The 14,321-nt window shown below is 41.3% G+C and carries 14 protein-coding genes; 9 read left to right on the forward strand and 5 right to left on the reverse strand.

The genetic code is table 11. From position 1 onward, the window contains the following. The first annotated feature begins 193 nt into the window (after nucleotides 1-193). Nucleotides 194-1,732 carry a Re/Si-specific NAD(P)(+) transhydrogenase subunit alpha gene (gene pntA / locus BKK47_RS08470; protein ID WP_077494425.1) on the forward strand — a complete coding sequence of 513 codons (1,539 nt, stop codon included), beginning with the start codon at nucleotides 194-196 and terminating at the stop codon, nucleotides 1,730-1,732. Nucleotides 1,733-1,742: 10 nt separating this feature from the next. Further along, entirely contained in the window at nucleotides 1,743-3,167 is a 1,425-nt protein-coding gene (gene pntB, locus BKK47_RS08475) for a Re/Si-specific NAD(P)(+) transhydrogenase subunit beta (protein ID WP_077494426.1), read from the forward strand. Between the two features lie 70 nt (nucleotides 3,168-3,237). Here pntB and BKK47_RS08480 read toward each other — a convergent pair whose 3' ends face one another. Further along, nucleotides 3,238-3,642: a Cd(II)/Pb(II)-responsive transcriptional regulator gene (locus tag BKK47_RS08480; protein WP_077494427.1), complete on the reverse strand. Its 405-nt coding sequence runs from the start codon at nucleotides 3,640-3,642 to the stop codon at nucleotides 3,238-3,240. 95 nt (nucleotides 3,643-3,737) lie between these two features. Here BKK47_RS08480 and BKK47_RS08485 point away from each other — a divergent pair, with 95 nt between their 5' ends. From BKK47_RS08485 to BKK47_RS08505, 5 genes are read left to right on the forward strand one after another with little or no spacing between them, the layout of a single operon-like run. Beyond that, nucleotides 3,738-4,421: a DUF4198 domain-containing protein gene (locus BKK47_RS08485; protein WP_077494428.1), complete on the forward strand. Its 684-nt coding sequence runs from the start codon at nucleotides 3,738-3,740 to the stop codon at nucleotides 4,419-4,421. Nucleotides 4,422-4,436: 15 nt separating this feature from the next. After that, the gene (locus tag BKK47_RS08490; RefSeq protein ID WP_077494429.1) at nucleotides 4,437-4,940 is read left to right on the forward strand and encodes a hypothetical protein; all 504 of its coding nucleotides are present in this window, start codon (nucleotides 4,437-4,439) and stop codon (nucleotides 4,938-4,940) included. Beyond that, nucleotides 4,940-5,563, forward strand: a complete 624-nt coding sequence (gene cbiM / locus BKK47_RS08495; RefSeq protein WP_077494430.1) for a cobalt transporter CbiM — start codon at nucleotides 4,940-4,942, stop codon at nucleotides 5,561-5,563. Before BKK47_RS08490 ends, cbiM begins: the two co-directional genes overlap by 1 nt. After that, a complete protein-coding gene (locus BKK47_RS08500; RefSeq protein ID WP_077494431.1) occupies nucleotides 5,560-6,201 on the forward strand; it encodes an energy-coupling factor transporter transmembrane component T family protein in 642 nt (213 codons plus the stop codon). Before cbiM ends, BKK47_RS08500 begins: the two co-directional genes overlap by 4 nt. Beyond that, a complete protein-coding gene (locus tag BKK47_RS08505; protein ID WP_077494432.1) occupies nucleotides 6,188-6,805 on the forward strand; it encodes an energy-coupling factor ABC transporter ATP-binding protein in 618 nt (205 codons plus the stop codon). The genes BKK47_RS08500 and BKK47_RS08505 overlap by 14 nt, the downstream gene beginning before the upstream one ends. A gap of 401 nt (nucleotides 6,806-7,206) precedes the next feature. Here the strand turns inward: BKK47_RS08505 and BKK47_RS08510 are convergent, their stop codons facing one another. After that, nucleotides 7,207-8,682: a leucyl aminopeptidase gene (locus BKK47_RS08510; RefSeq protein ID WP_077494433.1), complete on the reverse strand. Its 1,476-nt coding sequence runs from the start codon at nucleotides 8,680-8,682 to the stop codon at nucleotides 7,207-7,209. 108 nt (nucleotides 8,683-8,790) lie between these two features. Here BKK47_RS08510 and lptF point away from each other — a divergent pair, with 108 nt between their 5' ends. Both lptF and lptG read left to right on the forward strand, forming a co-directional pair. Then, a complete protein-coding gene (gene lptF, locus BKK47_RS08515; RefSeq protein WP_077494434.1) occupies nucleotides 8,791-9,882 on the forward strand; it encodes an LPS export ABC transporter permease LptF in 1,092 nt (363 codons plus the stop codon). Nucleotides 9,883-9,887: 5 nt separating this feature from the next. After that, the gene (gene lptG, locus BKK47_RS08520) at nucleotides 9,888-10,964 is read left to right on the forward strand and encodes an LPS export ABC transporter permease LptG (protein WP_077494435.1); all 1,077 of its coding nucleotides are present in this window, start codon (nucleotides 9,888-9,890) and stop codon (nucleotides 10,962-10,964) included. A gap of 90 nt (nucleotides 10,965-11,054) precedes the next feature. On the opposite strand, the gene fbp is transcribed toward lptG, so the two are convergent. The 3 genes from fbp to purA form a co-directional block, all read right to left on the reverse strand. Further along, on the reverse strand, nucleotides 11,055-12,059 hold the full coding sequence (gene fbp, locus BKK47_RS08525; protein WP_077494436.1) for a class 1 fructose-bisphosphatase: 1,005 nt from the start codon (nucleotides 12,057-12,059) through the stop codon (nucleotides 11,055-11,057). A gap of 146 nt (nucleotides 12,060-12,205) precedes the next feature. Further along, nucleotides 12,206-12,877, reverse strand: coding sequence for a DUF484 family protein (locus BKK47_RS08530; protein WP_077494437.1), 672 nt, complete (start codon nucleotides 12,875-12,877; stop codon nucleotides 12,206-12,208). 65 nt (nucleotides 12,878-12,942) lie between these two features. Beyond that, complete coding sequence (purA, locus tag BKK47_RS08535) at nucleotides 12,943-14,241, reverse strand: adenylosuccinate synthase (protein WP_077494438.1); 1,299 nt, start codon at nucleotides 14,239-14,241, stop codon at nucleotides 12,943-12,945. Nucleotides 14,242-14,321 lie beyond the last annotated feature (80 nt).

Raw genomic sequence — 14,321 nt, forward strand, 5'->3', positions numbered from 1 at the left:
TTAACCGCACTTTTTGTTTAACTTTTGTGCTCTCTATCACAATATATTGTAAAAACAGTGAAAAAAATATATCTCATTTTAACTGAAAAATGATACAGTTAGTGCCATCTGACTTTTTGTCATTTATCGGAAGAATGAAGTTGAATTCATTCAATAAAATCATCAACCCAATCATCAAACAGAGGGAAACAGTATGTTAATTGGTGTACCAAAAGAACTGCTTGATAATGAAGCGCGTGTGGCGGCAACGCCAAAAACGGTTCAACAAATCCTGAAATTGGGCTTTGAGGTTATCGTAGAACAGGATGCGGGCTTTAAAGCAAGTTTTGAGGATCAAGCATTTTTAGACGCAGGTGCAAAAATTGGTACGGCGGCTGAAATTTGGCAATCGGATATTATTTTTAAAGTAAATCCGCCGACAGATGAAGAAATCGCTCAAATGAAAGAAGGGGCAACGCTAGTCAGTTTCATTTGGCGTGCGCAAAATCCTGAGTTAATGCAAAAATTAACAGCGAAAAAAATCAATGTGCTTGCAATGGATGCTGTGCCGCGTATTTCTCGCGCGCAAGCTTTGGACGCATTAAGCTCCATGGCGAATATTTCCGGTTATCGTGCGGTGATTGAGGCAGCACACGAATTTGGTAGTTTTTTCACCGGACAAATTACCGCGGCAGGTAAAGTCCCACCAGCGAAAGTGTTGGTGATTGGTGCAGGTGTAGCAGGTTTAGCCGCGATTGGTGCGGCAAATAGCCTTGGTGCGATTGTACGTGCGTTTGATTCCCGTCCGGAAGTAAAAGAACAAGTTCAGAGTATGGGGGCAAACTTCTTAGAAATTGATTTTAAAGAAGAGGGCGGCAGTGGCGATGGTTATGCGAAAGTTATGTCGGAAGAATTTAACCGTCGTGCGATGGAACTTTATGCAGAGCAAGCCAAAGAAGTGGATATTATCATTACAACGGCTGCGATTCCGGGTAAACCTGCACCCCGTTTGATCACCAAAGAAATGGTGGATTCTATGAAATCGGGTTCGGTGATCGTGGATTTGGCGGCAGCAACAGGCGGTAACTGTGAATATACCCAAGCGGGTAAAGTGGTGACCACTGAAAACCAAGTAAAAGTGATTGGTTATACGGATTTCCCAAGTCGCTTACCGACACAATCTTCTCAACTTTATGGCACAAACTTAGTTAATTTATTGAAACTCTTGTGTAAAGAGAAAGACGGTAACATTAACATTGATTTTGAGGATGTGGTGTTACGCGGTGTGACCGTTGTGCGTGATGGGGAAGAAATTCCTCCGGCACAAATTCAAGTGTCGGCCCAACCAAAACAAGATGTTAAGACTGCACCTGTGGCAGACAAAAAAGAAGCCAAACCGACTGATCCGCGGGTGAAATACGGTGTGATGGCAGGTGTCGGCGTGTTATTCCTATGGCTTGCGTCTGTTGCGCCGGCGGCTTTCTTATCGCACTTTACGGTATTTGTATTAGCCTGTGTGGTGGGGTATTACGTAGTTTGGAATGTCAGCCATGCACTTCACACACCATTAATGGCGGTAACGAATGCCATTTCAGGCATCATTATTGTGGGTGCATTACTGCAAATTCGTCAGCCAACGGGTAACTTCTTTATTGATGCGTTAGCCTTTGTGGCAATTTTGGTGGCAAGCATCAATATTTTTGGTGGATTCCGTGTAACACAACGTATGTTGGCAATGTTTAGAAAAGGTTAAGGAGAACGTAATGTCTGAAGGTTTAGTACAGGCTGCGTATATTGTTGCAGCATTACTTTTCATTATGAGCTTGGCGGGACTCTCTAAACACGAAACTGCCAAAGCAGGTTGTTGGTTTGGGATTGTCGGGATGACGATTGCGCTCGTGGCAACCATTTTCGGCCCGCATTCCGAGGGAACGTTTTGGATCATCATTGCGATGATTATCGGCGGTGTAATCGGTGTTCAACGTGCGTTAAAAGTGGAAATGACGGAAATGCCGGAGCTTGTGGCAATTCTCCACAGTTTTGTAGGTTTGGCGGCTGTCCTCGTAGGCTTTAACAGCTACGGTTTACACGATATTCCAACTATGCCGAACGGTTTGGATAATGTGCAACAAGCGCAATTCCTTGCGGAACAGGCAACACTGGCAACTATTCACAATGTTGAAGTGTTTCTCGGTATCTTTATCGGTGCGGTAACTTTCACGGGGTCAGTAGTGGCATTCGGTAAGTTAAGCGGCAAAATTAATTCAAAAGCATTAATGTTGCCACACCGTCATAAATTAAATTTGGCAGCGATAGTCGTTTCTGTATTATTGATGATTGCCTTTTTAAACAATCCGGGAAATATTTTCCCTGTATTATTAATGACCGCAATCGCACTGGCATTCGGCTGGCATTTAGTGGCATCTATCGGTGGTGCGGATATGCCGGTAGTGGTTTCCATGCTTAACTCTTACTCTGGTTGGGCAGCGGCTGCGGCAGGTTTTATGCTAAGCAACGACCTATTAATCGTAACCGGTGCGTTGGTGGGTTCTTCCGGGGCGATTCTTTCTTACATTATGTGTAAAGCGATGAACCGCTCGTTTATCAGCGTGATTGCAGGTGGTTTTGGTAATGATGTTCAAGTGTCTTCGGATGAAGAACAAGGCGAACACCGTGAAACCACAGCGGAAGAAGTGGCTGAGTTACTGAAAAACGCAAGCTCCGTAATTATCACGCCGGGATACGGTATGGCGGTGGCGCAAGCACAGTATCCGGTGGCGGATATCACCGCAAAATTACGTGAACGCGGTGTAAACGTACGTTTTGGTATTCACCCTGTTGCAGGTCGTTTGCCGGGGCATATGAACGTGCTTTTAGCGGAAGCCAAAGTACCTTATGACGTTGTGCTTGAAATGGACGAAATCAATGAAGATTTCGCTGATACCGATGTAGTATTGGTTATCGGTGCAAATGATACGGTTAATCCGGCTGCCATGGAAGATCCAAATAGTCCAATTGCGGGTATGCCGGTATTAGAAGTATGGAAAGCACAAAATGTCATCGTATTCAAACGCTCTATGGCGGTAGGATATGCCGGCGTGCAAAATCCATTATTCTTCAAAGAAAATACCCAAATGCTTTTTGGCGATGCGAAAGATCGTGTTGAAGATATTTTAAAAGCGCTTTAAACCGCCTTTAAAAACGCAGTAAAAATAACCGCACTTTGGAAACGAAGTGCGGTATTTTTTTGCATTAAATTTACCATCTCACAAAGCGTATACCGCTATGCTGTAATAATAATTTCATCGGATCTTCATCTGTAGTGGCGCTTTTTTCTCTCAGTTCGATGAGTTTCATGCGCAAATGTGCCAGTTCGTGAATCCGTTTGGCAATATCTTTGATGTGGCGGTCGAGTAGTTTATTCATTTCTTCGGTGCGTTGCTCTGGATCATGTTCAAGCGCAATGAGTTTTTTGATTTCATTGAGGGATAAATCCAAACTTCGACAATGGCAAATAAAAGAAAGGCGCTGAAGGTGCTCTTCATTGTATTTGCGAAAATTACCGGTGGTGCGTTGAGGGGGAGGGAGCAACCCTTGTTTTTCGTAAAAACGAATGGTTTCAACGGTACAATTTAAGGCTTTGGCAAGCTGACCTATTTTCATGATTTTCCTCAAAATTTTGCTTGACTCTGAAGTTACTTCATATTTTATCATTAGCCCCGTTTTTTTAATAATTAAATAAATGAGGAGACAAACAAATGCAATTCAAAAAACTTACAGTGGGATTAACCGCACTTTTGGGGTTCTCTATGGCAAATGCACACAATGTATGGCTTGAACCCACTTCATCACAAGGTGAATATGTGATGAAATTTGGTCATATCGAAACAGGCTCTTACCCTCAACATAAAATCCAATCTTTTCAAGTCTTAAATTCTCAAGGAAAATTAACCGCACTTGATTACAAATTTAAAGATGGCGAAGCTTACATCGTGCCAAAATCAGATCTTGTATTCATTGCGTTTAATAACGGTGTATGGTCAAAATTACCAAGTGGCAAATATGTGGAAAAAACCAAACGTGAAGAACCCTCTGCGGAATTTAGTACGAATCCATTGAAGTTGGGGAAAGCCATTTTAAAATGGGATGAACAATCTTTTAAAGCCCATGATGTGACTTATGAATTGATTCCACAGGCGAGAGCAGAGGCGGGAAAACCCCTTGCTATTCTTGTTTTACACAACGGTAAGCCGGTTCAAGGAATCAAAGTAGGCGTAGGTGAAGACGCACCTTTTAATTTAACCAATGAAAAGGGCATTGCCGAATTTACGCCTGTTAAAGGTTATAACAAAGTCTGGGCTGAGTTTGAAGAAAATGTGCAGGGAAACCCTGATTACGATCGCCGTTCCATTGAATATATGCTGACCTTTGATGCTCAGTAAATGTGAGAGGTTGTGATGAAAATCAGGTTTTTTTTCACCGCACTTTTAACGGCGATTTTCACTGCATTCTATTTACCGAATGCCAATGCTCACGCACTTCATGTATTTGCCCAGTATGATGGGCAAATACTTTCGGGCAAATCCTATTATTCCGATATGACACCGGCGGCGGCAACCTATCTGGAAGTATTCCGTTCCGGCATTGAAGAGCCTATTTTAACCGGTAAAACAGATGCATTAGGGGCATTTAATATTGTCGTACCGGATGTGGCGAATACAGTATTAAAGGTTGTCGTAGAAGGTGAAGAAGGGCATAAAGTCTCGGTAGTTGCCGATCGAATGGTTTCTTCAACTACACATAATAGTGGTGAGAATTTTATGTTACTCCGTGAAGATATTGCGCATTTAAAAAATAAAATTTATTGGCACGATATTTTAGGTGGTATTGGCTACATTGTGGGTATTGCTGGATTAATTGCTTGGTTGAACGCCCGAAAAATGAAACAAGGATTCAAATAATGCATTTATCTGAAGGGGTGTTGCATACCCCCATTTTATTATCGGGTGCAGTGCTTGCCGCCGTTGGTGTGGCAGTTGGGCTTCGCAGGTTAGAGCACGAACGTTTACCGCTTACCGCCTTATTTGCCGCCGCCTTTTTTGTTGCAAGCACGATCCATATTCCGGTAGGGATTGGCAGTGTACATTTGATCTTAAACGGTATGGCAGGGCTATTTCTTGGGTGGTCAGTGTTTCCGGCATTTCTTATCGCATTGTTGCTACAAGTCTTGTTCTTTTCCTTTGGCGGATTTGCCGTCCTAGGCGTGAATCTTTGTATTATGGCAACTCCGGCTATTCTTGTTCATTATCTTTTCCGTTCATCTCTACAACCTCAGATGACATTGAAGGCTTGCCTATTAACCGGTATTGGAGCAGGTGTGCTTGGTGTAGGGGGGGCGGCAGCCTTAGCATCTTTTGCATTAGTGCTTGATAGCGGAAAAAATTACATAGATCTTATTTGGTTATTGCTTGTTTCTCATCTTCCTGTGTTTATTTTAGACAGCCTGATTAGTGTCGGTGTGATTTCACTACTTTGCAAAATGTATCCGGAGGCATTGAATTCCTCGGCACGGATTTCCTCATGAAAATTCATGTGCTATTTCAACCGCACTTTCGATTAATTTATCTCTTTATTTGGGGATTTATTATCAGTGGGTTACAAGATCTTACTTGGCTCATCACGCTAAATATTAGCGTGATGTTTGTCTCTGTCTTGCTCATTTCAGTGGAAAAACAACCCTTTTTCCCTTATTTTCGACGTTGGATCCAACTCTCACTTTTCATTGCTTTAATGTGGGGGACATTAACTTGGCGAATCGGGGAAAACGGGATTGAATTTTACCCTCAGGGAATCCTGCTTGCAGAGATCCTTAGCCTTAGGACGAACCTTTTGCTGTTTTCTATTTGGGTTTTTTTATGGAATGTCAATGAAACCGTTTTGATACAGGCACTGGGTAAATTACCTTTGCCTGAAAAACTAATTCAACTATTTGTGCTGACAGTGCGTTACATTACCCTTTTAGGTGAATTGCGACAGAAAATGGATAGAGCAATGCGTGCCAGAGGGTATCAGCCGAAATTTAATTCTCGAACGTTTTATGTCACGGCACAAAGTGTTGCATTATTATTAATTCATGCGTTGTTAAAAGCGGAAATGGCACAAATTGCCCTGAAATGCCGTGGTTTTCAATTTGGCAAAAGGAAAGAAGATGCTGAGCGTTAAAAATCTTTGTATTGAACGTAATAATAAAAGGATTATTGAGGATTTAACTTTTCACCTTAAGGGGCAAACACGTTTATTTGTTCAAGGGGATATTGGCACGGGGAAAACCACCTTATTGCTTGCATTGCTTGGTTTTGTGCCTATTTCAAAAGGTGAGCTCAGACTGTTTGATCAAATTTGTCAAAAAGAAAAAGATTTCGCGCCTTTCCGAGGTAGAGTAGGAATTTGTTTTCAAAATGCCAATGATCAACTTTTTGGTCCTACCGTGTTGGACGATGTGGCTTTTGGTCCGCTCAACCAACAACATCCTCGTGAATATGCCTATCAACTTGCGGAACAACAACTTGAACGTTTGGGAATCGCTCATTTAAAGGATCGTACGGTGCATACCCTTTCCGGTGGGGAGAAAAACTTTACCGCACTCGCCGGTGTACTTGCTATGCAGCCCCAAATTTTATTATTGGATGAGCCCACCAATGGACTAGATCGTAAAAATATCGAAAAACTGACCGCACTTTTGCGTGAACTTGGGCTGCCTATGCTCATATCTTCACATCATCAAGGGTTTATTGATGGATTAGCCGATGAAATTATTGGTTTATAATTTTCATAAAAGTATAAAATAACCGAATCAGGATCTTTGGGAAAGTGTAGCAAGCTATCAAGATCAGACGTTGTTTCAGATCTTTTTGAATTTACTGCAAGCGTAGAAAAAACCGTGAGGGAAGTGATTATGGCAATGGATAAGGCATATCGTTCGGGAAAATAATTTCTAAAAACTGACCGCACTTTGTGATAGCGAAAAGTGCGGTCAATTTTATCGGTATTATGTAGCAAATGCACAAAAATAGAAATTTCAACGATATGTAGGGACACACTGCATGTGTCCGTTATAGAATCAAATTATTTCAATAGGTTAAAATTCGGACACACGCAGTGTGTCCCTACAAGCTGATTAAAAAAGATTTGTGCAACTGCTACATGATACTGAATTTTATCTCGGTTTTATTTCACCTGATTAATTAAAAATTGCGTGAGTAAAGAAACCGGGCGACCGGTTGCACCTTTGTTTGCACCTTGTACCCAAGCGGTGCCGGCGATGTCTAAATGTGCCCAACGGTAGTTTTTGGTGAAGTTAGCCAAAAATGCACCGGCTGTGCTTGCGCCACCCCAACGTCCGCCAATATTGGCGAGATCGGCAAATGGTGATTTGAGCTGTTCTTGGTATTCTTCGCTTAACGGTAAACGCCAAGCTTTATCTGTAGTTTGTTGAGCGGCGCTGAGTAATTCATTTGCAAGATTTTCATCTTCTGACATTAAGCCACTATTGTGCTGTCCTAGTGCGACAACGCACGCACCGGTGAGGGTCGCCACATCGATGACAAGTTTAGGGTCAAAGCGTTCCACATAGGTAAGCGCATCACATAGCACAAGGCGACCTTCCGCATCCGTATTTAATACTTCCACGGTTAAGCCGTTCATGGTGGTGAGAATATCGCCCGGACGATAGGCATTGCCGTCCGGTAGGTTTTCACAACCGGCAAGTACGCCGATGACATTTAAAGGTAAATTAAGTTCGGCAATGGCTTTCATTGTTCCGAATACGGAAGCCGCACCGCCCATATCATATTTCATTTCATCCATATCAGCGGCGGGTTTTAAAGAAATCCCGCCTGCATCAAAGGTTAGCCCTTTGCCAACAAGTACAATCGGTTTAGTGTTTTTGTCTGGCGCATTATTGAAGTGGAGAATCGACATATAAGCCGGATTTGCTGAACCACGAGAAACCGCAAGATAGGCATTCATACCTAGCTCAGCCATCATTTTCTCATCAATCACTTCAAGGGAAAGTGCGGTGAATTCCTCTGCTAAATTTTTAGCTTGAGTGGCAAGATAAGCCGGGTTACATACGTTCGGTGGCATATTGGCAATATCCCGAGCGGTTTTTACTCCGGCTGCAGTAGCTTGAGCGTGCGTAATAGCTTGTTGTGCCTGTTTGCAATCGGTATTGAAAATAAAATCTTCTAGGTTGATGCTTTCCGATTTTTTAGATTTGAATTGATCGAATTGATAGTTGGTATGTTCAATGGTTTCAATTGCAAAACGAATATTCCAGTAGAGATCACGATTTTTCAGCTCGACTTCCGTTAAATAAGATATAACTTCCCGAACATTTGTTTCTTTCAGGCTTTTTAAAAGATTTTGAATGAGTTGTTTATATTGGCGTTCGTTGAGTTCTCCCTTTTTACCACAGCCGATAATTAAGATACGTTTTGCCGCAATGCCGATGAGATCCCGTAGTAATAAGGTTTGCCCTAATTTACCGGTGAGTTCGCCGGATTGTATTAAACCGTTGAGGTAGCCTTGAGTGGTAAGGTCGATTTCATTGAAACTTTTTGAAAATTCATTGTTCTCATACACACCGATTACAATACATTCGGTGGCTTGTGAAAGTGCGGTTAATTTTGCTTGATATTTCATTTGATTTCCTTATTTTGATTGTTTAAATCAGCGAAAATAAGGTATCATACGCGGTCGATTTTATCTAGTTTTCCCCTCAATTTTAACGATAAACAATAACGATATAAGATGATTTTAACGCGATATTTAACGAAAGAAGTTTTTAAGAGCCAAGTGGCGATTTTGTTCATTTTGTTGTTGATCTTTTTCAGTCAGCAACTTGTCCGTGTGCTTGGTTCTGCGGCAAATGGTAATGTACCGGCAGATTTAGTTTTTTCTTTACTTGGACTAGGCATGCCGACTATGGCGCAATTAATGTTGCCGTTGTGTTTGTTTATTGCCATTTTGTTGACATTTGGGCGCTTGTATGCAGAAAGTGAAATTACCGTGATGCGTGCTTGTGGTGTCGGTCAGCGGATTTTAGTGCGTGTGGCGCTCGTACTGTCTTTGTTTACTGCGGGCTTAGCGGCATATAATGCGTTATGGCTTTCACCTTGGGCGATTCAAAAACAAAGCACTATTGTAGAAGAGGCGAAAGCGAATCCGACAATGGGCGCGCTTTCTTCCGGTCAGTTTATGTCTGGCAATAATAATTTTGTGTTGTTTATTGATAACATTAAAGGCAATCAAATTAATGAGGTTTACCTATTCCAAACCGCACCAAAAGGACAAACCAAGCCTTCAGTCATCACTGCGGAAAAAGGGGAATTAAAAGCCTTGCCAAATGGCGACCAAATTCTGAATTTACAAAATACACAACGGGTAGAAGGAACGGCAGCGTTGCCGGATTTCCGTATTACACATTTTGATAGTTATCAAGCTTACTTAGGCTTTCAAGCCACTGATAGCAAATCTGATGAAGCCGCTGCGCTTTCTTCTGAAGAGTTAGTGAAACAAAATAGCGTGGCTGCAAAAGCAGAATTACATTGGCGGATTAGCCTTATTTTAGCTGTGCCGTTAATGGCATTAATTGCTGTGCCGTTAAGTAGAGTGAATCCAAGACAAGGGCGTTTTGCGAAAATTCTACCAGCATTATTGCTTTATCTTATTTATTTCTTATTACAAAGCTCATTGAAATCTGCCGGTTCGGCGGGAAAATTAGATGCGGCAATTTTTATGCCTACCGTAAATGTTATCTTTTTATTGATTGGGATTGTATTAAATACTTGGGATAGTGCCATGATGTATAAATTCCGCCGTTTTTTTAGCCGAAAAGGGTAAGCCAAATGATGAATACCTTAGACCGTTATATTGGTAAAAGCATTTTAGGAGCTATTTTTGCAACCTTGCTTATGCTTGTCGGGTTGTCTGCCATCATCAAATTCGTGGAGCAGTTCCGTAGTGTCGGTAAGGGAACTTATGATGTATTACAAGCGGTTAGTTTTACTTTTTTAACCATACCAAAGGATGTGGAAACTTTTTTCCCTATGGCGGCATTGTTGGGGGCGTTGATTGCGCTTGGTAATTTGGCTAGTCGTAGTGAATTAGTGGTGATGCAATCAGCCGGCTTCTCACGTTTTAAAATTGGATTGGCGGTGATGAAAACGGCTTTACCACTAGTTATTTTAACGATGGTGATTGGTGAATGGGGTATTCCGCAAACGGAACAATTTGCCCGTGATATGCGTGCCCGAGCGATTTCAGGCGGTTCAATGCTTTCAATGAAAAATGGCGTATGGGCGAAAGACGGTCAGCGTTTTGTTTTTGTCCGCAGTGTGACTGATAATATCAAACTAAATGATGTTTATATTTACACGTTTGATGATAAGAGAAATTTAACACAGCTAAAACACGCCAATCAGGCGACCTATTCTTTAGAAGAAAACAAGTGGAAACTTCATCAAGTAAATGCTTCGACTATCCAAAAAGAAAGTATTACTACGATAAATCGCTTAACCGAATATTGGGAAACGAATTTAACACCGGATAAGTTAGGCGCGGTATCACTGCGTCCGACTTCGTTATCTATTAGTGGGTTATATGAATATGTCCACTTTTTAAAAGAAACAGGGCAAGATGCCCGGCGCTTTGAATTAACTTTTTGGCGTAAAGTTTTTCAACCGATTTCTGTCGGTGTGATGATGATGCTTGCGTTATCCTTTATTTTCGGTTCTTTGCGTAGTGTCACGGCGGGAGCGAGAATTGTGACGGGAATTTGTTTTGGTTTCTTATTTTATGTCGTCAATGAGATTTTTGGGCAAATGAGTGTTGTTTACAATATGCCGGCAATGTTTGGGGCATTAATCCCAAGTTTGTTATTTATTGCAATTATCTGGTGGTTATTGAGCCGGAAACGGGATTAGTTTTAGCAAGATTGATAGCAAAAAAGTGCGGTTAATTTCAAATGAATTTTAAAACTCCTCTGAAATTAACCGCACTTTTGTTTTGATTAATTAGTCCTCTTTAAAGGCAAGCATCATTCCTTCCGCTTTTTTCACCATTTCTTCCGAACCGACAAATAACGGTATGCGCTCGTGTAATTCTTTCGGTTCAATATCTAAAATTCGACGATAACCATCAGTGGCTAATCCCCCGGCTTGTTCTGCCAAAAATGCCATTGGGTTGCCCTCATAAAGTAAACGCAATTTCCCTTTTGGATAGTTTGTTGCGCTAGGATAAATGTAAATTCCACCTTTTAATAAATTACGGTGGAAATCGGCAACAAGAGAGCCGATATAACGTGAAGCATAAGGACGTTGTGTCGCTTTATCTTCCTCTTGGCAATATTTAATGTATTTTTTCACACCTTGTGGGAATTTGAGATATTGTCCCTCGTTAATGGAATAAATCCGCCCCTCTTTTGGCATTTTCATATTTTCGTGGGAAAGGCAAAATGTGCCGATAGAAGGATCGTAAGTGAATCCGTTTACACCGTGTCCTGTGGTATAGACCAACATCGTGGACGAACCGTACACAATATAGCCGGCGGCCACTTGTTTATTACCGGGTTGGAGAAAATCTTCCATAGTGACCGGTGTGCCAATAGGAGAGACACGGCGATAAATAGAGAAAATAGTCCCTACGGATACGTTCACATCAATATTTGATGAGCCATCAAGGGGATCGGTTAAAATCACATATTTCGCATTGCGACCACGTTCCGTGTCAAAGGCGATAAAACTTTCTTCTTCTTCAGAAGCAAAGCCTGCCACCTCTTCGCGTGCCATCAGGGCGGCTTTCATCGTATTGTGAGCAAAGAGATCGAGCTTCATTTGGCTTTCACCTTGCACATTTTCAAGACCGGATTGACCTAAAATATTAGTCAGTCCGGCTTTGTTTATATCGCGATGAATAATTTTAGCCAATAAGCGGATAGATGACAAAATTCCACTTAATTCTCCTTTCGCATTAGGATATTCTGCTTGGCGTTCAACAATAAATTCACTTAATGTTTTCATAATGTTTCCTTTTAATAAAGCTTATGGGAATTATAAGCTATTTAGAATTTTCACAAAAAAGACAATTTGTAATAATGAGATCTCGATCACAAAAATTTTACATGTTTAGAGTAGGGTAAGGTATCCCAGTAATAGCGTGTAAGTTATTATTGGCTAAGATGTTTTTCTAAATGAATATCCACAATATCGACCAAATGTTTGAGAAAAGAAACATCTTGCCCGTTATGAAAACGTTGTGTTTCACGCGAGCGAAAGAGCAAAATTGCGGTGGGTTTATGGGTATCTTTTGTGCCAAGCAAACAGCAAGCCACCGAACCGATCGGGAGCTCTTCCGGTAAAAACATTAAAGATTTTTCTTTACCACTTAATTCACCTAAATAAAATTGACGTAAGCCTAAACGTTCCAAACGAATAATTTCAAAGGCTTTACGATCAACCCAATTATGCGAGGGAATATTTTCCGTTTTTTTCCAACTATCGGTAAAGAGGAGAATTTTAGCTCCCTCTAATTCATAAGATTTCGCCCATTGATCTAATTTCTTTTCAATAGAAAGAAAATCTTGAGCTTGAAATAATTTCTTTTGGAGTGGGATTGATGCGAAGAAAATATCGGCTTCTTGAATAGCCAGTTGGTGAAATTTTTCAAGTTGTGAGGTGAGTGCGGTGATTTGTTGACGCTGTTGGGTTAATTGGGCTTCAATGAGTGAAATCGTCCCTTTTTGTGAATGATGAAAAGTCAGTTTTTTTAGGAGTGAAGGATGTTGGGTAAAGAAATTGGGGTGGGTTTCAAGGTAATGAATAATATCTTGTTCGTTCATAATATGGAATTCAAAACAGAAGAAAAAAAGACCGCACTTTTGAGTGCGGTCAAAAAATAAGAAGATTATTCTACAAAGGGATCACGTAAAATCATTGTTTCTACACGATCAGGACCTGTTGATAGAATATCTACCGGAACCCCGGTGACTTCTTCAATACGTTTGATATAGTTACGGCAATTCTGCGGTAATTTATTCACATCGGTAACACGGAAAGTATTTTCTTTCCAACCCGGCAACGTTTCATAAATAGGCTCAATACCTTCCCAATCTTTTGCTGAAAGTGGTGCATATTCCACAATTTCACCATTTGGCATTTTATATGCCACACAGATTTTAATTTCATCAAAGCCGTCTAGTACATCCAATTTTGTCATACAAAAACCGGAAATAGAGTTGAGCTGAACTGCCCGACGAATGGCCACGGCGTCAAACCAACCGCAACGACGCGGACGGCCTGTTACCGCACCAAATTCATTCCCTTTACGTGCAATTTCAGCGCCGACCTCATCAAATAATTCAGTCGTGAACGGACCGCCACCTACGCGGGTACAATAAGCTTTAATAATGCCCAATACATAATCCAAATTACGAGGACCAAAGCCGGAACCGGTTGCGACGCCTCCCGCCGTGGTGTTTGAACTCGTTACAAACGGGTAAGTTCCGTGATCAATGTCTAGCATTGTTCCTTGTGCACCTTCAAATAGAATATTGTCGCCACTTTTGCGTGCAGTATCTAAAATCGTTGTAACATCTGCCACCATACCGGTAATAATATCTGCTACTGCCATCACATCATCTAAAGTTTGTTGATAATCAACCGGCTCAACTTTATAGTAATTTACTAATTGGAAATTATAGTATTCAAGGATATTTTTAAGTTTTTCAGCGAAGGCTTTTTTGTCAAATAAATCGCTGACCCGCAAACCACGGCGGGCGACTTTATCTTCATAAGCCGGACCGATACCACGACCGGTTGTGCCGATTGCCTTTTTACCCAGTGCTGCTTCACGGGCGTGATCCATTGCAACATGGTAAGGTAAAATTAATGGGCAGGCTTCAGAAATGAATAAACGATCACGTACTTTAACGCCACGGTTTTCAAGTTCTCCCATTTCTTGCATTAACGCAGCCGGTGAAAGAACTACACCGTTACCAATTAAACAGGTAACATTTGGGCGTAATATGCCGGATGGAATTAAACGTAATACGGTTTTTTCGCCGTTAATGATAAGGGTATGTCCGGCATTGTGGCCACCTTGATAGCGCACAACGTATTTTACCCGATCCGTTAATAAATCAACGATTTTGCCTTTACCTTCATCGCCCCATTGTGCGCCCAAGATAACAACATTTTTTCCCATAATTTCCACCTTTTAAATTTGCTTGATTGATCAAATGAATGACCGAAAGTTTTTTATTCTTTTGATTATCCTAAAAATTA

It is taken from the genome of Rodentibacter mrazii (assembly GCF_001998825.1).
In the GTDB taxonomy this organism is placed as follows: Bacteria; Pseudomonadota; Gammaproteobacteria; order Enterobacterales; family Pasteurellaceae; genus Rodentibacter; species Rodentibacter mrazii.

Excerpts from the sequence above, each read along its gene's own strand:
- pntA (WP_077494425.1), top strand. The coding sequence starts at position 194 with ATGTTAATTGGTGTACCAAAAGAACTGCTTGATAATGAAGCGCGTGTG.
- pntB (WP_077494426.1), top strand. The coding sequence starts at position 1,743 with ATGTCTGAAGGTTTAGTACAGGCTGCGTATATTGTTGCAGCATTACTT.
- BKK47_RS08480 (WP_077494427.1), bottom strand. The coding sequence starts at position 3,642 with ATGAAAATAGGTCAGCTTGCCAAAGCCTTAAATTGTACCGTTGAAACC.
- BKK47_RS08485 (WP_077494428.1), top strand. The coding sequence starts at position 3,738 with ATGCAATTCAAAAAACTTACAGTGGGATTAACCGCACTTTTGGGGTTC.
- BKK47_RS08490 (WP_077494429.1), top strand. The coding sequence starts at position 4,437 with ATGAAAATCAGGTTTTTTTTCACCGCACTTTTAACGGCGATTTTCACT.
- cbiM (WP_077494430.1), top strand. The coding sequence starts at position 4,940 with ATGCATTTATCTGAAGGGGTGTTGCATACCCCCATTTTATTATCGGGT.
- BKK47_RS08500 (WP_077494431.1), top strand. The coding sequence starts at position 5,560 with ATGAAAATTCATGTGCTATTTCAACCGCACTTTCGATTAATTTATCTC.
- BKK47_RS08505 (WP_077494432.1), top strand. The coding sequence starts at position 6,188 with ATGCTGAGCGTTAAAAATCTTTGTATTGAACGTAATAATAAAAGGATT.
- BKK47_RS08510 (WP_077494433.1), bottom strand. The coding sequence starts at position 8,682 with ATGAAATATCAAGCAAAATTAACCGCACTTTCACAAGCCACCGAATGT.
- lptF (WP_077494434.1), top strand. The coding sequence starts at position 8,791 with ATGATTTTAACGCGATATTTAACGAAAGAAGTTTTTAAGAGCCAAGTG.
- lptG (WP_077494435.1), top strand. The coding sequence starts at position 9,888 with ATGATGAATACCTTAGACCGTTATATTGGTAAAAGCATTTTAGGAGCT.
- fbp (WP_077494436.1), bottom strand. The coding sequence starts at position 12,059 with ATGAAAACATTAAGTGAATTTATTGTTGAACGCCAAGCAGAATATCCT.
- BKK47_RS08530 (WP_077494437.1), bottom strand. The coding sequence starts at position 12,877 with ATGAACGAACAAGATATTATTCATTACCTTGAAACCCACCCCAATTTC.
- purA (WP_077494438.1), bottom strand. The coding sequence starts at position 14,241 with ATGGGAAAAAATGTTGTTATCTTGGGCGCACAATGGGGCGATGAAGGT.